This window comes from Enterococcus sp. DIV1368d (assembly GCF_050542975.1).
Taxonomy (GTDB): domain Bacteria; phylum Bacillota; class Bacilli; order Lactobacillales; family Enterococcaceae; genus Enterococcus_D; species Enterococcus_D casseliflavus.
Map to the genome: position 1 here is coordinate 2203456 of NZ_CP172939.1, position 20781 is coordinate 2224236.

General features: G+C 41.8%; 19 protein-coding genes. 5 read left to right on the plus strand and 14 right to left on the minus strand.

The window, feature by feature from the left end:
- Position 1: 1 nt before the first annotated feature.
- From IGJ44_RS10260 to IGJ44_RS10270, 3 genes are all read right to left on the minus strand, one after another.
- Complete coding sequence (locus IGJ44_RS10260) at positions 2-655, minus strand: histidine phosphatase family protein (RefSeq protein ID WP_074535163.1); 654 nt, start codon at positions 653-655, stop codon at positions 2-4.
- Between the two features lie 17 nt (positions 656-672).
- Positions 673-1176 carry a tRNA (uridine(34)/cytosine(34)/5-carboxymethylaminomethyluridine(34)-2'-O)-methyltransferase TrmL gene (gene trmL, locus IGJ44_RS10265; RefSeq protein WP_430605687.1) on the minus strand — a complete coding sequence of 168 codons (504 nt, stop codon included), beginning with the start codon at positions 1174-1176 and terminating at the stop codon, positions 673-675.
- Positions 1177-1529: 353 nt separating this feature from the next.
- On the minus strand, positions 1530-2372 hold the full coding sequence (locus tag IGJ44_RS10270) for a methyltransferase domain-containing protein (RefSeq protein ID WP_005229724.1): 843 nt from the start codon (positions 2370-2372) through the stop codon (positions 1530-1532).
- 102 nt (positions 2373-2474) lie between these two features.
- Between IGJ44_RS10270 and IGJ44_RS10275 the strand changes: the two genes are divergently transcribed.
- A complete protein-coding gene (locus IGJ44_RS10275; RefSeq protein ID WP_005229722.1) occupies positions 2475-3116 on the plus strand; it encodes a copper homeostasis protein CutC in 642 nt (213 codons plus the stop codon).
- A gap of 61 nt (positions 3117-3177) precedes the next feature.
- Here the strand turns inward: IGJ44_RS10275 and IGJ44_RS10280 are convergent, their stop codons facing one another.
- Positions 3178-4959, minus strand: coding sequence for an ABC transporter ATP-binding protein (locus tag IGJ44_RS10280; protein WP_060792246.1), 1782 nt, complete (start codon positions 4957-4959; stop codon positions 3178-3180).
- Positions 4946-6697 carry an ABC transporter ATP-binding protein gene (locus IGJ44_RS10285; RefSeq protein ID WP_060792245.1) on the minus strand — a complete coding sequence of 584 codons (1752 nt, stop codon included), beginning with the start codon at positions 6695-6697 and terminating at the stop codon, positions 4946-4948. The genes IGJ44_RS10280 and IGJ44_RS10285 overlap by 14 nt, the downstream gene beginning before the upstream one ends.
- 144 nt (positions 6698-6841) lie before the next feature.
- Between IGJ44_RS10285 and IGJ44_RS10290 the strand changes: the two genes are divergently transcribed.
- Positions 6842-7678 (plus strand): AraC family transcriptional regulator, encoded by an 837-nt coding sequence (locus IGJ44_RS10290; RefSeq protein ID WP_010749431.1) that lies wholly within the window; start codon positions 6842-6844, stop codon positions 7676-7678.
- Positions 7679-7734: 56 nt separating this feature from the next.
- On the opposite strand, the gene mgtE is transcribed toward IGJ44_RS10290, so the two are convergent.
- The 4 genes from mgtE to IGJ44_RS10310 are packed head-to-tail and all read right to left on the minus strand — an operon-like array spanning position 7735 to position 11492.
- The gene (gene mgtE / locus IGJ44_RS10295) at positions 7735-9099 is read right to left on the minus strand and encodes a magnesium transporter (RefSeq protein WP_010749430.1); all 1365 of its coding nucleotides are present in this window, start codon (positions 9097-9099) and stop codon (positions 7735-7737) included.
- A gap of 17 nt (positions 9100-9116) precedes the next feature.
- Positions 9117-10016, minus strand: a complete 900-nt coding sequence (locus IGJ44_RS10300) for an RluA family pseudouridine synthase (protein ID WP_060792244.1) — start codon at positions 10014-10016, stop codon at positions 9117-9119.
- A gap of 4 nt (positions 10017-10020) precedes the next feature.
- The gene (locus IGJ44_RS10305; protein WP_026008090.1) at positions 10021-10818 is read right to left on the minus strand and encodes an NAD kinase; all 798 of its coding nucleotides are present in this window, start codon (positions 10816-10818) and stop codon (positions 10021-10023) included.
- A gap of 5 nt (positions 10819-10823) precedes the next feature.
- Positions 10824-11492, minus strand: a complete 669-nt coding sequence (locus IGJ44_RS10310; protein WP_005229708.1) for a GTP pyrophosphokinase — start codon at positions 11490-11492, stop codon at positions 10824-10826.
- A gap of 196 nt (positions 11493-11688) precedes the next feature.
- On the opposite strand from IGJ44_RS10310, the gene IGJ44_RS10315 reads away from it, so the two are divergent.
- Entirely contained in the window at positions 11689-12264 is a 576-nt protein-coding gene (locus tag IGJ44_RS10315; RefSeq protein ID WP_060792243.1) for a CYTH domain-containing protein, read from the plus strand.
- 108 nt (positions 12265-12372) lie between these two features.
- Complete coding sequence (locus tag IGJ44_RS10320; RefSeq protein WP_005229705.1) at positions 12373-13029, plus strand: ClpXP adapter SpxH family protein; 657 nt, start codon at positions 12373-12375, stop codon at positions 13027-13029.
- 130 nt (positions 13030-13159) lie between these two features.
- Here the strand turns inward: IGJ44_RS10320 and pepF are convergent, their stop codons facing one another.
- The 5 genes from pepF to IGJ44_RS10345 form a co-directional block, all read right to left on the minus strand.
- Positions 13160-14977 carry an oligoendopeptidase F gene (gene pepF / locus IGJ44_RS10325; RefSeq protein WP_016610833.1) on the minus strand — a complete coding sequence of 606 codons (1818 nt, stop codon included), beginning with the start codon at positions 14975-14977 and terminating at the stop codon, positions 13160-13162.
- 68 nt (positions 14978-15045) lie between these two features.
- The gene (locus IGJ44_RS10330; RefSeq protein WP_074535161.1) at positions 15046-16035 is read right to left on the minus strand and encodes a competence protein CoiA; all 990 of its coding nucleotides are present in this window, start codon (positions 16033-16035) and stop codon (positions 15046-15048) included.
- Positions 16036-16135: 100 nt separating this feature from the next.
- Positions 16136-16786 (minus strand): adaptor protein MecA, encoded by a 651-nt coding sequence (locus IGJ44_RS10335; protein ID WP_005229698.1) that lies wholly within the window; start codon positions 16784-16786, stop codon positions 16136-16138.
- 152 nt (positions 16787-16938) lie between these two features.
- On the minus strand, positions 16939-17337 hold the full coding sequence (gene spxA / locus IGJ44_RS10340; protein WP_003127030.1) for a transcriptional regulator SpxA: 399 nt from the start codon (positions 17335-17337) through the stop codon (positions 16939-16941).
- A 709-nt stretch (positions 17338-18046) separates the two neighbouring features.
- Positions 18047-19783, minus strand: coding sequence for an ABC transporter ATP-binding protein (locus IGJ44_RS10345; protein ID WP_074535160.1), 1737 nt, complete (start codon positions 19781-19783; stop codon positions 18047-18049).
- Between the two features lie 244 nt (positions 19784-20027).
- Here IGJ44_RS10345 and IGJ44_RS10350 point away from each other — a divergent pair, with 244 nt between their 5' ends.
- Positions 20028-20762, plus strand: a complete 735-nt coding sequence (locus IGJ44_RS10350; RefSeq protein WP_060792241.1) for an HAD family hydrolase — start codon at positions 20028-20030, stop codon at positions 20760-20762.
- Positions 20763-20781 lie beyond the last annotated feature (19 nt).

Sequence of the window (20781 nt, forward strand, 5' to 3'; positions counted from 1 at the left end):
TTTACAATAAAGCGTCTAATCCTGCCTGATTGCTTAAAAAGCTTGCTTCATTCCAAAGTTTTAGTTTAAAAGGCAATACTTTTTGTTCATTCGTCTCTAATAAGCTAACGCTGTTATTGACTAATCCACCTTGCTCTCTTAATTCGGCTAATGGTTTGCCTGCAAGCCACTGTATAGCAGCCGTAAAGGATGCTCCATGACCGACGAACAATAATGGGCCTTCATGCTGCATCACCGCATCCATGACGACGGTCTCGATTCGGCTCAATGTTTCTTGGATCGGCTCACCTTTAAAGGCACTGGGATCGTATCTATCCAAGTGATTACGCAAATCATTCAGTTGTTGGGGATACTTCTCATGCATTTCATCGATGGACCGACCTTCCAATTCACCGAGTCCGATTTCTCGCAGGTTCTCATTATAAATGATTTCAACAGGGTGTTGGAGTCTTGCTTGGATCTCTTGGGCAGTCACTTTTGCTCGCAAAGATGTACTTGAGTAAATCTTCTCAAAAGGAATAGCTGCCAGATAATCACCGAGTAATTTGATCTCGTCATAACTTTCTGGCAATAACGGCGAATCCCCCAGCATTCCTTGAAAGCGGCGTGCTTGGTTCCACTCTGTTTTTCCGTGACGGGTAAAGTATAATTGCATCGAAAAAGCCTCGCTTCTTAGTCTAATTTGTCGTTCTCGTAATGATGCGTCAATTCCAACTCTGGGAAGCCTTGCTGCCGCAAAACTTCATAAATGATCAAGGCCGCCGTATTTGAAAGATTAAGGGAACGAACGTGCTCATCATTCATCGGAATCCGCAAGCATTTTTCGGCATGCTCTCGCATAAAGCTTTCTGGAAGCCCCGTCGTTTCTTTCCCAAAAATGAAGAACTGATCGTCATCTGCGGTGTAATCGACATCAGAATACACACGATTGGCAAATTTCGAGATCAGGTACAATGTACGCGCTCCTAAAAAGTCCATAAAAGCAGCTAAATCTTTATGATAGGTAATATTGACATCATGCCAATAATCAAGCCCAGCACGCTTCAATTGCTTGTCATCCGTTGAAAAGCCTAAAGGCTCGATTAAGTGTAAATGAGTATTTGTTGCTGCACACGTCCGTGCAATATTCCCCGTATTGGCTGGGATCTGAGGTTCAAAAAGAACGATGTGATTCATAGATAAAAACTCCTTTCGATCGGTTACTGCCGATCGGTTCTCGCATTGATTTGTGTCGTTAAACGTTACGTTTTCCATTGCATGCTCAGTAACTACTTCAATAACTTCTATAGTACCATATTTTGGCACGCTTGTTTTTCTAGAAGCAACATTTTTTGGGCGCTTTTTTGGGCATAAAAAAAACGTACCAACTCGGTGTCGATCACTGCGAGTCGTTACGTTAGTGAAGCTCTTTTCACTAACTTTTATCAGAACAGGAACCTGATAAAAACCAATGAAAAATGACTTGAGAACAATATATCACTCCCATGGCATGATTGCAAGAGTAAATAACAAAAAAGTTCAAAATATTTTCAGGAAATTTTCGCAATCAACACCTCAACATCAACCGTAATCTGTGTCAAAGGGGTTTGTCGCAGCTTTTCTTTGCGTTCCTCCGAAGCCCCCCACTCTAACGGGGACATGGCAAGTAAATCTTGACGATTTTCTTCAGGGATCGCAAAAACATGCGTCACTCTTTGACGGGATGCGTTGGGATAGTGTTCAAAAAATTTGCTAACGACCCGTTCATTCGAATACTGCTGTTTTGTTTCGTTATCAGGATAAAAAGCGGCTCGTAGCTCTTTTAAATAGTCCGCCGCAGGAACCACTTTGATCAGCTGTCCGCCTTTTCTTAGAATGCGGTTAAACTCCCCATAATTTGACGGCGAAAATAGATTGAAAATCGTATCAAAGCTCGCTTCAGCAAACGGCAGGTTGGTCAGATCCGCCACACACCAAAAAGCTGGTACGTTTTGATTGGTTGCTAGATAGACTCCGTCCTTGGCAATATCAAAGCCGACAGCCGCCTGAGTCTTTTCATTGACCAGCTGAGCCAGAAAACTGCCTTCCCCGCAGCCAACATCTAAAAGATGCTTAGCATCTCCCAAAGCTGCTTTGATGGTCTCAAGGACTGGTGCATACATGCCGCTAGCGATCATTCGTTGACGCGGCAAAAACAGTGCTTGATCATAATCTGCTTTGACTTGATGATCCAAAAAGAAAAGTGTGCCTTTCTTTGATAAGTCAAATCGATGACGATTTGGACAAACCAAGCCATTTTCGGTCGGGAAAAATGCTTGGCGGCACAATGGACATTCAAACAAGTGATAATGGGCGTTTAAAAATAGGCGCCCGCGATCGATTTTTTTTAACATTCAACTTCCCTCATCTCTGCTCTACTTTAGCATATTCTTGTGGTAGAATGCTAGTGGATAGAATAACAAATCAATTGAACACCCATCAAATGGAGGTAAATCATGTTAAAAGAATTTTGTGCAGAAAACTATACCAATATTCCCTTAGCAATCGCCCGAGGTGCAAAGCGCATCGAACTCTGTGATAATTTAGCAGTCGGCGGAACAACACCAAGTACCGGCGTGCAAGAAGAAGTTCTGCAATATGCTGGCGAAAAAGGAATACCCGTTATGACGATCATTCGACCTCGGGGCGGTGATTTTGTTTACAATGATACAGAATTGAAAATCATGCATACCGACTTGATCGAAGCAAAAAAATTAGGAACAGACGGCGTTGTTCTAGGTTGCTTAACTCCTAGCGGCTGGTTGGACGAAGAAGCATTGGAGCTACTGTTAGAAACCGCAGAAGGCTTGCAGGTTACTTTTCACATGGCATTCGACGCGATTCCTGTAGCGCGCCAATTCAAGGCGATCGATTGGTTAGCTGAGCATGGGGTACAGCGGATTTTGACCCATGGTGGTGCTGCAGGCACTCCAATCGAAGCAAATTTCGATCGTCTGAAAGAATTGATCGCCTATGCTGGTGAGCGTTTAACGATTTTACCTGGCGGTGGCATTTCCTTTGAAAATGCCCAAGAAGTTGCCGATACACTAGGTGTAAAAGAAGTTCATGGAACCAGAATCGTTGACCTTAACGATTGAGCTTGAAGGACACAAAGAAATCCCCACAAACGATGCGTTTCTATCGTTTGTGGGGATTCTTTTAGATCGCTTGCAATAAGTCGTATTGTGATTGATACAAATGGTGATACAAGCCTTTTTGTGCCATTAGCTGATCATGGTTACCCGATTCAGCGATTGTCCCCCCTGCCACGTAAAAGATTCGATCAGAATTTTTGATCGTGGACAGTCGGTGAGCGATGATAAATGAGGTTCTGCCTTCTAACAGCTTCAACAATCCTTCTTGCAGCAATTCTTCTGTCTTCGTATCGATACTTGAGGTCGCTTCATCTAAGATCAAAATTTTTGGATCAGCCAACAACGCTCGGGCAAAGGAAATCAGTTGGCGTTGCCCTGCAGATAAAGTACTTCCTCGTTCTTCGACGACGGTTTGATAGCCATCTTTCAACTCCGTGATAAAGTCGTGGGCACGGACGATCTTCGCTGCTTCGATGATCTCTTCTTCTGTCGCATCTAATTTTCCATAGCGAATATTCTCTATGATCGTTCCTGAGAAAATAAAGGTATCTTGCAGCATGACACCCATTTGTGAGCGCAGCGATTCCAGCGTCACGTCACGAACGTCCATCCCATCCACTTTAACACTGCCTTCATTGACATCATAAAAGCGGCTCAGCAAGTTGATGATCGTGGTCTTCCCTGCACCAGTAGGACCAACCAAAGCAATACTTTCCCCAGGTTCAATGTGGAAGTTAACATCAGAAAGAATGTTTTTGCCTTCTTCGTATCGGAAGGTCACGTGTTCAAAATCAACGGTCCCTTTCATCGTTGGCAATACGTTTGCATCTGGTTTGTCTTCGATATCTGGGACTTCATCCATCGTTTCAAAAATTCGTTCAAGATAGGCTGTTGCTGTAATCAAAGAATTATAAAAATTCCCGATATTGATGACTGGATTCCAGAAATTATTGATATAACTGATAAAAGCGATCAGAGTACCTGTGCTGACATCGACACCGATCTGACGAATGCCGACAAAATAAATCAAACAAGTCGTAATGACTGAAATGTTTTGCACCCCTGGCCACATCAGAAACTGAATTTTGACAGCTTTCATCCATGAAGTTCGGTAATCATTGCTGACTTCTTGGAAGATCTCAGCATTTTCTTCTTCTCGCGCAAAGGATTGAGTAATCTTGATACCAGCAATACTTTCATGAATGTAAGCATTTAGATTGGATTGTTTATTACTCAACACCTGATAGGCTTTGCGCTGGTTATTCTTGATCACCATCACCATGATGAACAAAATTGGCAGCAACGCAAGGGAATACAAGGTCAATTTGAAGTCGATCGCAAACATAAAGATCAAGGTGATGATGACGTTGAAAACATCCGAGATCAAATTGATCAGGCCGTTGCTCAATAGGTCACTCAGTGTATTGATATAGTTTACGATGCGAATCAAGATCTTGCCGTGGGGCCTTGTATCAAAATAAGAAAAAGGCAGTCGCTGCAGATGTTCAAAAATATCAAAGCGCATATCCTTCAATACGTCTTGACCAATATTCGTGATATGGTAGATACGGTAACGCATGCAGACGCCGATAACGATCAAGGTCACTAGAAAGGCAGCTCCTAGAAGCAGCAATTGGTTGACATTTTTCTCAGGAATCGATGAATCGATCGCGATCTTTGTGAACACGGGCGCCAGCATTCCTGCTAAGTTTGCCAGAATGATCGTAAATAGGACTTTCGCAATACTTCTTTTATAAGGAACGACATATTGTGACAAGCGTTTGAAATCCTTCCAACTAAATTCCTGGTCTAATTCCTCATCCACATCAAATTTATTTCTCGCCATCGTCTTCACCTCCTGACAAGCCTAATTGTTTTTGATACACTTCGTAGTATTTGCCCCGCAGACTGACAAGTTCTTCATGGGTCCCTTGTTCAACGACTCGTCCTTTTTCCATCATCAGAATCTGATCGGCTTCTCGAACAGAGGAGATCCGATGCGCAATGATAAACGTCGTTTTCTCTCCTGTTAATTTTGTCAGCTCCTGTTGGATCTTCGATTCTGTCTCCATATCGACGGCAGACGTCGTATCATCCAAAATCAAGATCGATGGATCTTTGGCTAAGGCCCGTGCTAGGGAGATCCGTTGTTTTTGTCCGCCAGAAAGCCCTACACCTCGCTCGCCCACGATCGTTTCATAGCCTTGAGGCATCCGAGAAATAAAGGTATCTGCATCAGCGACTACCGCCATTTGCCGAATAAAGCCTTCATCAGCTAAAGGATTTCCAAAAGCAATGTTGTCGGAGATGGTATTGGAAAACAAGAAGACATCTTGCATCACCATTGAAATGTTTTCCCGCATTTGACGCACGGGATACTCTTTGGCGTTTTTTCCATCAATCAATACTTCCCCTTCAGTCGGATCATAAAAGCGTCCAACTAAATTCACTAACGTCGTTTTCCCTGAACCGGTTTCCCCTAAGATCCCTAACGTTTGGCCAGGGCCAATTTTGAAGTTGATGTTTTCCAACACATTTTGATTCGGATCATCCGAAAAGTGGAAGGAAACATCTTTAAACTCTACAAATCCTTTGATTGGCTCTAATTTTTCTTGTTGATGAACAGGAATTTTCGATTCTTGCGCCAACATTTGCCGAATTTTGATACAGGCTGCAGAAAATCGCTGAACATCGTTGATCAACCAACCACTCATGCGCATAGGATTATTCAACATCCAAAGATAGCCATTAAACGCAACAAGATCTCCTAAGGTCATGTCCCCATTGATTACGAAAATTCCGCCTAAGACTAAGGCAATGACTGACAAGCTTCCTGCTAAGCCGTCAAGCCATGGCAGATAGGTACGGGAAACTTTGGCAGATGCCATGTTGCGGGTCTTAAAATCTTCGTTGTAGGAGCGAAATTTTTCAATCTCAAAATTTTCACGAGCGAAGGCTTTTACGACCCGATTGCCGCCGATATTTTCTTCCACCATTGAATTCAAGCGCGAAAAGCTCTCACGAATGTCAAAAAACAACGGGTGTGCTTTCTTAGACATGCGATTGGTCAACAGAAATATGATCGGTGTGACAGCCACCAGCGCCAACATCAATTTCCAATCAATAAAGCTCATAACCACCACCGCTGAAAAGAACCACAAGATACATTCAGCGATATTGTAGGTCACCCAAGAAACAAAGTGGCGAATGGCATCGGTATCACCAGTCATCCGTGCCATAATATCTCCCACACGAGTATGATTGAAAAAGTCGAAATCCAATTCTTGCAGCTTCTGATACAAATCTTCCCGTAAATCGTATAGCGTATTTTGCCCGACCCGTTCAAATAAAATTTGATAACTGTAGCGGACAATGGTACGAATGACGGTCGTTGCGATCATGATCAACAATAATGGAATCAATAAGTGCGTTTTTTGCTGATTGATGACATCATCGATCACCATTCCTCCCAAGTACGGATTAACAATGATCAGCGCTGCATTGATCACTAAAAACAGGACTGCCAATATGATTTTTCCCCGGTTCTTTTTGGCATAGCGCCAGATCCATTGTGTATTACTCATCTAATTCCCCCTCTCGTTGTTAAGCTTAGCGTTTTGAAAAGCGATTTGAATGGTTTTTCTTACTCATTTTGATGTAAAATATTAGTAAGAAGCACCATTCCCTTTTTTTACAGGAAATAAGCACCCAATTGGAGTGAATCAGCCATGAATTTAGTTAACCCTCGCACGTTTAATCCAGAAATCATCTATCTCTTTGACCCATGGACGCAATCAGAAAGTCATGGAGAAATGCACCATCATGACTTTTTAGAAATCAGCGTCTTATTAGAAGGAGAAAGTACCTATTATTTTGAAAAAGAACCAGCGAAAAAAATCCGTGCTGGCAGCGTCATGCTTTTCAATCCTGGCGTCGATCACTGCGAATTGCAGCCTAAGGGCACTCGCTCCCATCAGCTGCATATTGGTTTAAAAAATATTTCTTTGGAAGGGTTTAAACGGAATTTTTTCCCTAACAAACACCCCTTGTTGGAGCTAGGCAAATACCATCATCAAGTTTTGGAAAAAGCCTGGCAGTTGGTGAGAGAAAGCAGTGAAGAGCGGGATGAGTTTCAATTGATGCAAAAGGCTGTTTTGATGGAGATGCTCGTCTACATTTTACGTGGACTAAATGAAGACCATATCAATGTCGTGCCTTACCTTTCCAAAAGCCAACGACGACAACAACAGATCGTCAACTATACGGTCTATTACTTGGAAAATCATTACAAAGAAGAAATCACGTTAGAGAAGCTCGCACAGGATCAATTTCTCAGCCCGACGTACCTTTCAAAGATTTTTAAAGAGGCGACGGGTGTCAGTCCCATCAACTACTTGATTGAGATTCGCTTAAAGCGTGCCAAAGACATGTTAAAAAATGAAAACCTCACGATCAAAGAAGTCGCCTCTGCTGTGGGCTATCAGGATGCTTATCACTTTAGCAAGTCTTTTAAAAAACTTTATGGTGTCTCTCCTTCTGGGGTATTGCCAAAACCAAAAAATTAAAGAGCAAGCCGATGACCTTCCTTCGAATGAAGAATCATCGGCTTGCTCTTTTTTATTCATTGAATAAAATAGTTCATAAAAAGACTGGCAATGTTGAAGTAGATCAAAACACTAGTCAAATCGCTAAGGGTCGTGATAAACGGACCACTTGCCACTGCTGGATCAAAACCCAGCTTGTCCATCAGCATCGGGATCAAACTTCCCGCTAAGTTGGCTACTGTGATGGCACACATCATCGCCATCCCAATCACAAACCCTAGAATCGGATTTTGTTTCCAGACAGCTACGATAGCAAAAATCGTCAACCCCGTGATGGCACCTGTGAACAGTCCTGTCAGCACTTCACCGACCACCGTCTTCATAAAGCTGTTTTCTTTGTCGTCATTGATCGCCAGACGACGAACGGCTACGGCTAAGGATTGGGTACCAGCATTACCGGCAGTTCCGGTGATCAGTGAGATAAAGACGGCGAGAATACTTGCTTCGCTGACCAACTCTTCATAATGACTGATCAGACTGGCGGTTGCCATTCCGAGAAAGAGTAAGGTGATAAGCCAAGGCAAGCGTCTCGAAGATGCTTTGATTGGGTTCTCACTGACTTCTTCCACATTGACCCCTGCCAAACCAGAGTAGTCACTGGCTGCTTCATCATCGATAACGTCGATGATATCATCGACGGTCACGATCCCTAATAGGTGATCGTCATAATCGGTGACTGGCAATGCGAGAAAGTCATAATCTCGGAAGGTCTGAGCGACATCCTCTTGGTCATCTCCAACATGGACCGACATCACCCGCTCGTTCAAAATATCCGCGATCATGGTATCTTCATCATTGATGATCAAGTCTCTTAAAGAAATAACGCCCACAAGCTTATTATCAGTATCCACGACGTAAATATAGTAAATCGTCTCGGCAACATCTGCGGCATTTTTTAAGACATACATCGCTGAACGAACCGTTTGGTTGGCAACAATGGAAACAAACTCGGTAGTCATCAGCGATCCAGCAGTTTCATCTTCATAATGCAGCAGCTCTTTGATTTCGCTAGCAGCTTCAGCGGTCATCAAACTCAAATATTTTGCTGTTTGTTTTTTATCCAAAGTATTCAGCAGGTCAACCGCATTATCGGTATACATTTGCGCCAACATATCAGCCGCATAGGCGGGGCGCATCTCTGAAAGATAGTCTACCATGTGTTCATCATCTTCTTCAATGACGTCAAACATGTCTGCCAATTCTTTCGGGGAAAGATACGTATAGACGATTTGTCGATCGGCTGCTTCTAGAGATTGGTAGAACTGACCCTGCTCGTAGATATGCAGATCCAAGAACGCCTCACGAAATCCCTGGATATCATTGTCTTTTAATGCTTGATTCAGTTGATCAAACCGTTCAGTTAATTCTTGATTTTCATCCAATCTCTTCACCTCATTTGTTATTGCCTATCCATGGCTGAGCAAACAGCGGCCATGTCTGCTGGTAAGGGCAGCTTAAAAGCCAACGGTTCATTCGTAAAGGGATGCTGAAATTGCAGCTGACAGCAGTGTAATGCTTGTCGTTTGATCCCAAGAGCCATTGTACCGCCATACATCTCGTCTCCTAATAAGGGACAACCGATTGCAGAAAAATGGACCCTTATTTGATGTGTCCTGCCTGTGTGTAACTGAATATCAACTAAAGCGCAATCTGAATTGCGTTGTTTTAGCCAATACTCCGTCCGTGCTTCTTTTCCTTCGTCACTGACCTTGCGTTTCAATAGTGACGTCAGGTCCCTAGCAATCGGCAGCTCAATCTCACCATGGGCAGAAAGTGCGGGCAGTTCACCAGCAACGAGGGCTTGATATTTTTTTACGACCTGCTTCTTTCGCAACTGGCTATCCAGCTTCGCATGGGCAAACCCATGTTTTGCAAAAAGCATCAGTCCTGATGTGTCACGGTCTAACCGCGTGACTACATGAATCACTTGATCTTCATAGTGCTGCGCTTGATAGTAGGCCTTGACGCGATTGGCCATCGTGCCAGTCGGATGATATTGCGCAGGGATCGATGAGATGCCTGCTGGCTTATTCACGACTAACAGATGGGCATCTTCATACACGACCTCAATCGGTGTCGGGTCAGCCAGCATCGTCTCATGTTCCCCTTCAGGAGGAATTACAATAGTTACCCTATCATTTTGCGCCAAAGAAAACAAGACGTTTTGCTCGTGATCGTTGACAAATATCTTTCCGCCTTGAAATTTGATTTTTGCTAACAGTCCTTTGGACACCCCTTGTTCCTTCAAAAAGTATTTGACTTGCTGTCCTTGTCCAGTATAGTGATACGTAAATTCCATGGGTTTATTCTTCTCCAATAAAGGAATCTTTGACCCGATTCCAAAAATGCATATGCCGATAAGACGCAAAATGAATCCGTTCATCGGCAATACGGTAATAGATAGCATCGATTTCTTCTTGTTCGATGGTAAACTGATCGATCGTCACTAAATAGTCGGTGCTTTGCTGCAGTTGTACTTTGACCCATTCATGGTGACCCACGACGATCGGCGAACCAAGGGTCCGAAAGACACGATTGTTCAACGAAGCAATCTCTGCCAATTGAAAGGCATTGATACTTGGGTGCAAGACTGCCCCACCAACACTCTTGTTATAAGCAGTGGAGCCGGTGGGCGTTGAGATCGATAAGCCATCGCCGCGAAACTTTTCAAAGAGGTCTTCTTTAATAGAAATATCGGCAACCATCGTTCGATTGCCGCGCTTGATCGTTGATTCATTCAATGCTAGGAAATGCTTGTCTGATTTTCCATTCGCATACGTGATACGGACATCTAATAACGGATAGCTGACGCTTTTTTGATGGTCATTGCATAATGACTCGACTAGTTCTTCCAATTCATAATCTCGCCAGTCCGTGTAAAAGCCGAGATGACCCGTATGGACGCCTAAAAACTGTACTTGATCCAACTTATGATTGTACAAGTGAAAAGCAGAAAGGAGCGTGCCGTCTCCCCCAACAGAAATCACTAATTCAGGATTGTCTTGATCGATCTTATTTTCTGATTGTTCTAAAAGCGTAGTTAAACGCTTTGTCACTTCTACCGACTTGCTTTCTTGATTATGGACGATTGCCACGCGGATACCTTTCATTCCGTTTCCCCCTTTGGCAACGGGTTCTGATCATGTCCGCCTCGCTTGCCTTTCCCATGTGAAAATAACCGTTGTGCCTCTTGGATCTCTTCACGGATATTGGACATTTCTTCGTCTAGCTGATAGGCGGCTTCTGCCGACCGACGTAGCCGTTCACTGATTTCAGCGGGAAATTCCCCTTGGTATTTGTAGTTTAATGAATGTTCGATCGTTGCCCAAAAATTCATCGCTAGTGTCCGAATTTGAATCTCAGCCAAAATAATTTTTTCCCCGTCGATCAGTTGAACGGGATATTCGATCACTAGATGGTACGAACGGTAACCACTGGCTTTTTTATTGGTGATATAGTCCCGTTCAATGATCACTTTCATGTCTTTACGTGTACGCAACAGTTCAACGACTTGGTGAATGTCTTCCACAAATTGACACATGATTCGCAAGCCAGCGATATCAGACATCTCTTCTTCTAGCCGATCCAAAGCAATCCCACGTAATTTACTTTTCGTTAAAATGCTATCCACTGGCTTGACCCGCCCAGTGACAAATTCAATGGGAACATGCTTGTTTTGTTCCCGATATTGTTTTCGTATGCCTCTTAATTTTACTTTTAATTCTGAAACCGCCTGTTCATAAGGCGCTAAGAATTCTTCCCAATCTCGAATCATTCTTCTCCCTCGATTCTGTTCATAACATACCTCTTATTCTACCATACTCTTGGACTAAAACTGAATGAACAGAAGAGCAGAAACAAAAGATTTTTTGTCTCTCCCCCAACGTCTCAGCTTTTCTTTGTTTGGTTTCTTTGACGGAATAGCTGAAACAGCGTACACTATGGTTGCAATAGAAAGAGAGTGAGAAACGATGGTCGAACAAGTAGAGATTGAATATAAAACAATGTTGACGGAAAAAGAATACCACCAGCTGCTTGCTTATTACAATTTGTCAGAAGAAGCATTTAAGATACAAACCAACTACTATTTTGATACGGTAGATCATAAGCTGCAGGAAAAGCAGTTCGGCTTGCGTATTCGCACGACTGCTACCAATGCGGAATTAACGCTAAAAACCCCCATTGAGCACGGTCTGCTAGAAACGACTGATCCTTTGACAATCGAAACCGCAGCGTCATTGATCGCGTCAGAAAAAATTTTAAAAACAGGTGTGGTTGCTCAACGTTTAAAAGCAGCGGATATCGAACCTGATTCATTACACATGATCGCAGCATTAAAAACGAAACGGGCGGAATTTCCAATCAATGAAGGATTACTTGCTTTGGATGAAAGCTGGTATGGTCAACAGCATGATTATGAGTTGGAGTTAGAAGTCAACGAGCCGATTAAAGGAAAAGATGCCTTTCACTCCTTGTTACGTCTCTTTGGCGTTCCTTACCGACCAGCGAAAAACAAGATCATCCGAGCCGTTGAAGAAAAATCATAGTAAGCTGTCCTTTTGCTTACTTTTTTCGCGTTTTTTTGCTATATTTAATAAAACATACTTATTTTGTTTTTCAAGGTACAAAAGAATCTTAATTGGGGAGAGATTCAAATGATCGAACTGTTTTTATTTATTAATCCGATTGGGCCTATTTGTTATGATATCGAAAAAGAGATTCTCAATAAATTAAACACCAGCCGCAAAAAAATCCATTTGCAGATCCTACCTTTCGTTAACTTGTTTTCCGTAGGTGTCTCAATGGACTATTTGTCCATGAATAAGACGGATTTGGTCTTGCGAAATGAACAGACCAACCAAATCTATGCTGCATCACTGGACTATAAGGCCGCTCAGTTGCAAGGGAAAAAAATTGCGCGGGATTTCTTGTTGAAACTGCAACAACGGATAGGGATCGAAAGACAAGAATATAGCGATGCCTTAGTGAAAGAATTATTTTCTGAAACGAATGGTGATTTAGAGATGTTCCTAGAAGATCGATCCTCTGAGCTAGTGAAAAAGAACTTTGCCACCGATCAGCGTGTAGCCAAAGATATGGGCATCACGATCACACCCTCTGCTGTGGTGTATGATTTTTCAAGTGAAGAAGAATATGGGGTCCTTTTAGAAGGATCAGAGGAACTGAGAAGTCTTCCGCTCGTCTGTGGTACAGCAACAGAACTCGATACATTCTTGCAAAAAGCTCAGTCTTTGAAAGCACCAAAACTTTCCACTATTCATGAAATTGATCGCGGGTTGATTCTTTTATGAAACCCTATTCAATAGCGACGCTGCGCAGCGAGCCAAACGATGATCTTGTGTTTGGCTCGCTGCGCAGCGTTTTTTATTGTGGACAAACAAAAAAACAAACCAATCCTTTACGGATTGGTTCGCTTTTCAATTATGCTTCAATTTCTTTGACGAGTTCTTCCAATTCATTCAAGCGTTGCTCAAATACTTTCATCGCGTCTTCAATATAATCTGCTTTTGTCATATCGACGCCCGCTTTTTTCATGACTTCGATTGGATAATCACTGCGTCCAGCTTTCAAATAGTTCAAATAGTTGGTTAAGGCATCTGGTTCACCTGCTAAGATTTTCTTCGCTAAAGCAGAAGCTGCCGAAAATCCGGTTGAATACTGGTAAACATAGTAATTGTAATAGAAATGCGGAATGCGTGACCACTCAAGACGAATCTCAGGATCTTTTTCAACAGAAGGTCCGTAGTATTTTGCATTTAACTCGGCATAGTTCTCGCTTAAGAACTCACTGGTCAATGGCGTTCCTTTCGCATCTTCCACGTGCATGAAGTGTTCAAACTCGGCAAATTGCGTTTGACGGAAAATCGTTCCTTTGAAGCCATCGAGAAAATGATTCAAGACATAAGCTTTGACCCGTGGATCTGTTTCAGTCTGCAGCATATACTCTGTCAAAATATTTTCATTGGTGGTTGAAGCGATTTCCGCTAAAAAGATCGAATAATCCCCATAGGCGTAAGGCTGGTTATTACGTGTAAAGTAACTATGCACACTGTGTCCCATTTCATGAACAAGAGTAAAGAGTTGATCCAATCGATCATTCCAGTTCATCAGGATATATGGCAGCGTATCATAGGCACCAGAAGAATACGCGCCACTGCGTTTGCCTTTGTTTTCAACGACATCGATCCACCGATTGCTGAAGGCTTCTTCAACCACTGCAAGGTATTCTTCACCTAATGGTTTTAACGCTTCTTTCGCTTTTTCGACCGCTTCTTCATAGGTATAACGAATAGGCGCTTCCCCTAAAATTGGCGTATAAACATCATACATATGCAACGTATCGACAGCCAATAGGCGTTTTCTTAATGCCATATAACGATGCAACAATGGCAGGTGCTGATTGACGACGTCCACTAATGTATCGTAGACACTTTCAGGAATATGGTTGGCACTCAAAGCGGCTTGCCGTGCCGAATCAAATTTGCGGGCTTTTGCTTTAAAGTTATGAGCTTTGATATTGGTGCTTAATGTTTGGGCAAAGGTATTGCGGAATTGCTCATAGACACCATAAAGACCTTTAAAGGCTGCTTCACGGACAGATCGATCCGTGCTTTCCATCAACTCACCGTATACACCATGAGATAACTGTACTTTTTCCCCGTTTTCGTCTTCAACTACTGGAAAATCCAAATCAGCATTGTTTAAAACAGAAAAAATGTTGCCAGGTGCCCCAAAAATTTCGCCAGCACCAGCTAATAACGCTTCTTGCTCCGCTGGCAAGACATGTGGACGCTCGTTGATGGTTTTTTCGATCATATGACGATAAACAGCTAGTTTCGGCTCTTGATCGAAATAGCCCCAAATCGTTTCATCAGACATTGTCAATAGCTCAGGATCAAACCAAGCAACGGCTTCACTTACTTGCGCAACCAAGTTACTTGCTTTTGCATACAAGCCTTGATACGTCGTATTGGCAGTATCTTGGTCGTTTTTCAAATGACTGTATACATAGAGTTTCTCTAAACGACGAGAAAGCGCTAAAACAAATTCTAATGCGGATAAGAAGGCTTGCGGCCCATCGGCTAAAGTGCCTTGGTAACGACTTGCTTCTTTGACTTGTGCTTGGATCTCTTGAAATTCTATGTCAAAAGCCGCATCATCGGCATAGATTTTCGTTAAGTCCCACGTTTTTTCGACTGGAATCGATTCACGTGCTGGTAATTGTTTTGTTTCTGACATTCCCTTCACTCCTTGTTCATTGGTTAAAATTATCTTATCATACTTTTCAGTGAAACCAAATCATTGGCTTAAAAAGAAACCGAATTTTCTAAATATTGGCATTCTTGAAAGAGTCCGCGCAAAATTTCCCGTTGATCCAGTAACGGGAATTGCCATTGCCAATCCAGCTGCCGCAGCCGTGCCACCCATTGATCAAAACGAAGTGGACAGTCACTTAAATAAAGAAAGCGAAAAACCAATATTCGATGCTCAAATAAAATGCCAAAGCTGCTTGCACAATAGCACCACATAGGCAGCTGGGAGACATTGCCTTTTAACGGATACAATATTTCTTGGATCATACGGATTTTTGGCAGGTTCTTTCGCAGTTTTTGTATCAACCAGACCTGATAGTCTGCAGCAAGCCACTCAGGAGGACGGTGATGGTTTGATCTTTGTCCTTTGCACAAAGGGCGAAGTGTTTCTTTATGGTAAGGCGCCCCTTTTCGAGCATCGCTTTGTTGACTGCTGACTCCTTCTTGATAGTGCCAGTTGATTTGTTCTAACTTCATTAAGGATTGATTTTGCGTATCAATCAGCCACAAACAAAAACCAGTTGCCTGATAACTACAGCAGGCTCTTGTCAAAAGTGACCATTGGCGTTTCGGATGCAATTTCTCCCCTAAGATCCACCATGGTCGATAGCCGTTTGCTAAATACGTGCTGGTTCTTTCAAGAAATCGTGAAAACTTTAGGGAAGAACACTGTACTTCAATGGCGATATTCTTATAACAAAGGTCAGGACGCTGTTGGAGTTTAGGCAAAAAAGCTTCGATCTCAATCCCTGTATCTTGAAACCATTCAAACAATAGTTGTTTGGCTTCCAAGTGTTCCTTCGTCTCCCCTTCGCTGTAAGTCTGACAATCAGCAGTTGCTTGATGGGCAAAGTGGGGCTGTCGCTTGGTTCCTTGCCGCAAAGTCACTTCTTGGTGACACCCTGGGCAATAAAAAGGACCTGATGCTTTCTTTCTCCCTTTCGCTGCAATGACTTCTTTTCTTTGGTTCAATGCTTTCAGCATCTAACTCACCTCAATAAAAGATACGCCATTTTCATCAAACACAATTGAAAAAGCCAAGAACATTAGCAACATGTTCTTGGCTGGAAATGAATTTCATTCATTAATCATTCTTGAAGTAGAAACGAGTCAATTCAAGTGCATCGTTTTCCATGATCAACTGACCATATTCAGATAAAACCTCTGGCGTCACTGATGTCCGTTGGGCAAATTCCATCAAATAAGAAAGTGCGTTCTCCACTTCAATATCAGTAACCTCTGCATCCATGAATCGAATTTCAATATAATAATGGTTACCCATTTGGTAAAGATTGGTTGCAACGGAATCCAAATATACTTCGGATGCCAATTGAATCATATCTTCGAATCGCAACAACTCGAATACAAAACGATTGCCGATGTCTTCTGCTTGCTCCGACTCTTGTAATTGAGCCGCCACATGCTTTTTCAACATGTCGGTAATGTCTTCATTCGCTTCATCGTTCATCTCATCAAAATTTTCCATTCCTTCTGGTGGAAGATTTTTGCTAATAAACAATTCTAACCCATCGCCTTTAGGCAAGACTTGGAAAGTTACAGCTTCACTGCCCTTAAATTCTTCGTCAATATCAACTTCTTCAAGAATACTGTAAAAGAAGTTTTCAATTTCATTGTGATTTCCTAGAAGGTCAAGAAAAGTGATGCCTCTCGCAGCTAAGTCTTCACTTTTGATCAATACACGAATGGTGTTCTCATTGATATGTTCCATTTCCATATTAGCTACACCTCACTTTTGCTACTCACTATAGGTTCATTGTATCGAAACCTGATAAAAAGTAAAGAGAAAACGAATATCCTCTTAAGAAAAACGTAAAAACTCAAAAAAAGACTCACTTTCAAAGAGAAAGCGAGTCGATGAAGTCAAATTTATAATCCTGCCATTAATTGCGCTTGTCTTAGTTCCAGTTGGCGAACATCCCTAGGTAAGAACCGACGAATTTCATCTTCGTTGAACCCAACTTGCAATCGTTTTTCATCAATCATGATCGGACGACGCAATAATCCTGGGTTTTCTTGAACAAGTGTCAATAAATCTTTTAGGGGCAGGTCATCTAGATCCATATTCAACTTTTGGAATACTTTGGATCTGGTGGAAATAATTTCTTCTGTGCCATCTTCTGTCATTTGTAGAATTGCCTTAAGCTCAGAAATATTTAACGGTTCTGAAAAAATATTTCTTTCAACAAAAGGGATTTCGTGCTCTTGTAACCACGCACGAGCTTTGCGACAAGATGTGCAACTTGGGGAAGTGTATAGTGTCAACAACGTGCATCTCTCCTTTTTAATTTTCAATCAAGCAAGTCCTGTTCCCTCGCTTGATTTCAATTATACAGGTTTAACTAAAAAAAATCTAGTCTAAATCTCATATTTTTTAATAAAACTCGAAAGTTATATTAAAAGCGAAACCTTTAAGGCAAAAGGTTTCCTTCAAAAAGTTTATTTTTAAATGAGAAAACTCAAATTTTTTTTTAATATTACTCCTTTTATACAACAGTGTGTCAAAGGTGTATCAAAAAGATGTCAGAATATTAAAATATTCTTTTGACAGAAGGCAACGTTTTTTAATTTTCCTCCGAAAATTACAGATGTAATCAAAAACTGAGCGAAAAACCAAGGCAGTCGCTCAATCGTTTTCAAAAGAACTTTTTCACGATCCTTCCTTTGCCGAGAAACGATCGCGCTACAAGGAAAATGATTGTTATTTTTTTGTGCTAGTAATCGCAATCACTCTCTTTCTTCTTGGTTTTATTGTATCACATTCCTTTTTAATCAGAAAACCATAGAAGCATTTCTGTCATAATCTGCTATAAAACAGCAGCAGAAATGAACATCTGCTTATAAATGAAAAGGGTTTCTCACAAAAAACTCAGTAAAAAACGATCAATCCAAGAAGCCAGCCAATTTGTTACTTGGTCACTGACAAAGCATAATAGACTGTACTATTCTTGAACTGATCGTTTACCATGTCTTTCTTCTAAGCGAGTGTTGGTTCTCGGTCACGAGCGAATTGAGCATCATGCAATGCACGATAATGCCCTCTTCTCGCCATCAACTCTTCATGGGTTCCTTCTTCTAAGATGCCCTTCTCACTAACGACAATGATTCGTGTCGCATGTTTGATCGTTGCGAGGCGATGGGCAATGATCAAGGTTGTACGCCCATCTGCCAAAGAATTCAATGATTCTTGGATCACTTGTTCCGTTTCGGTATCTAACGCTGAAGTTGCTTCATCTAAAATCAGAATCGGCGGATTTTTCAAGAACATCCGAGCAATCGCTACTCGCTGCTTTTGGCCACCGGATAATTTGACGCCTCGTTCACCGATGACCGTATCCAAGCCATCCGTCATTTGATCAATGACTTTTTCTAAGTGTGCCAATTTGACTGCCTTTAAAATCTCCTCTTCTGTTGCATCAAGTTTGCCATAAGCAATATTTTCTCGAATCGTTCCTGGGAAAAGAAAAACATCTTGCTGCACCGTACCAATCTGCTGACGTAAAGATGCCAAGGTCATCTCCTGAATATTGATGCCATCAATCGTAATGGCGCCTTCCGTGACTTCATAAAACCGCGGCAACAAGTTGCATAACGTTGTTTTCCCTGAACCACTTTGCCCAACGAAGGCGATCGTCTCACCCGCTTTGATCGACAAGTCGATGTGATTCAAGACTTTCGTCGCATCCGCATAGGAAAAAGAAACATCATGGTACACGATGTCTCCCTTTAAGGAAGTTACTGCCCGTGCGCCTGGCTTGTCTTTGATCGTCGGTTCTTTATCCAACTCTTCGGTCAAGCGTTTGAAGCCAGCGATGCCTTTCGGATAGCTTTCGATCATCGTATTAACCTTCTCGATTGGTCTAACAAAGACATTTGACAATAAAATAAACCCTACGAACTGACCGTTCGTCAGTTCACCACGAATCACGTAGTAGGCACCAAAGATCAGAGCAAACAAGTTGATCAACCGAATCAAGAAATAATTGTACGCTGAACTGATTGCCATTACCTTATAAAAAAGGATTTTAGACTGCCGATAAATCTCACTTAACCCGTCAAAACGTTTATGTTCAAACGTTTCATTGGCAAATGATTGTGTCACTCGAATGCCACTGACAGATGCTTCCACTCCGGCGTTGAACTCACCGAGATTATCATAGATCTGTGTGTTGACTTTGGTCATTTTCTTATTGAAAAAAACCAAGGCGATCGTAATCAAGGGAATCAACGCAAATGTTGCCACAGCTAATTGAACATGCATATTTAACATCAATAGGAATGAACCGACCAAAGTCATAATGGTAATAAAAACATCCTCTGGACCATGGTGAGCGACTTCAGAAATCTCAAAGAGATCCGTAGTCAATCGACTGATCAGCTTGCCAGTCTTTTGATTATCATAATATTCAAAAGATTGCGTTTGCAGATGTCGAAATAACTCTTGACGCATATCAGTTTCAATATTGACCCCAAGTTTATGACCATAAAAAACCACGATATATTGCAACACAGTATTGATCACATAAAACAAGAACAAGCCTAAGCATGCCAACAGTATTAGGCGAAAGTTGTTCTGAGGCATGATCTTATCGATTACTTGGTTGACGGCAACTGGAAAGGCTAGTTCCAATAAACCAGCAAATACCGCACAAGTAAAGTCGAGTATAAATAGTGACCGATACGGTCGATAATAACGAAAAAACCTTTTTAACACATTTCCCCCTCCTCAATAGCTTTCATTATAAGCAACTCTCAGTAGAAATGCAAAATGAGAAACATGTGAAAATGGGTAAAATTCACTATAATTTTGAAAACCTATGAAGACGCGGATTTCTAAAAACAGTAAATAAAACCTTTATTTTGCAGGGATTTTCCTCTTTTTTTTACAGAAATAATGGCTTATGATTGATTCGAAAACAAACTGAAAATTTTCACTAACTCTGAAAGGCGTGTCTTTTTTGATCACTAGTATTCTTTTTGATGTCGATGATACCTTATATGACCAGCAACAACCATTTCGTAATGCCGTAACCTCATGTTTCCCACAAATAGCCCACAAAGATTTAACTGCTCTTTACTTACGGTTTCGGGTGCACAGTGATGAGCAGTTTGGACGGGTATTGGCAAATGAATGGACGCTAGATCATTTTCGTTATTTTCGACTGACCCATTCATTAACGGATTTAGGGTACTTACCTATTACAATAGAAGAAAGCTGTAAGTTTCAGCTGTGTTATGAACAAGAACTAGATGCCATCACACTGCATCCTGAAGTTGAGTCAACTTTGAACTATTTGTCCACATTGCCAGTCAAACTAGGAATTATTACCAATGGTCCCACTGACCACCAGCAAAAAAAATTGGATCAGTTGCAACTGACTCGATGGATCAAACCAGAGCATATGATCATTTCACAAGCAACTGGTTATCAAAAGCCGCAACTAGAAATTTTCCAATTGGCAGAAACCGCCTTTGCTCTTGATCCGGAAACCACACTGTACGTTGGTGATAATTTTGATAATGACGTGGTTGGCTGTAAGAAAGCCGGTTGGCAAGCTTTGTGGTTCAATCATCGTCTCCGTCAAGCGCCTAGTGGATTGGAAGACTTACCAGATGCATCGATCACTGCTTTTTCACAGCTGCAAGACAGTATTGACACACTGATGCAAGTGCCTGCATACATGTATAACTAAAAAAAGATGGACCTTCGCT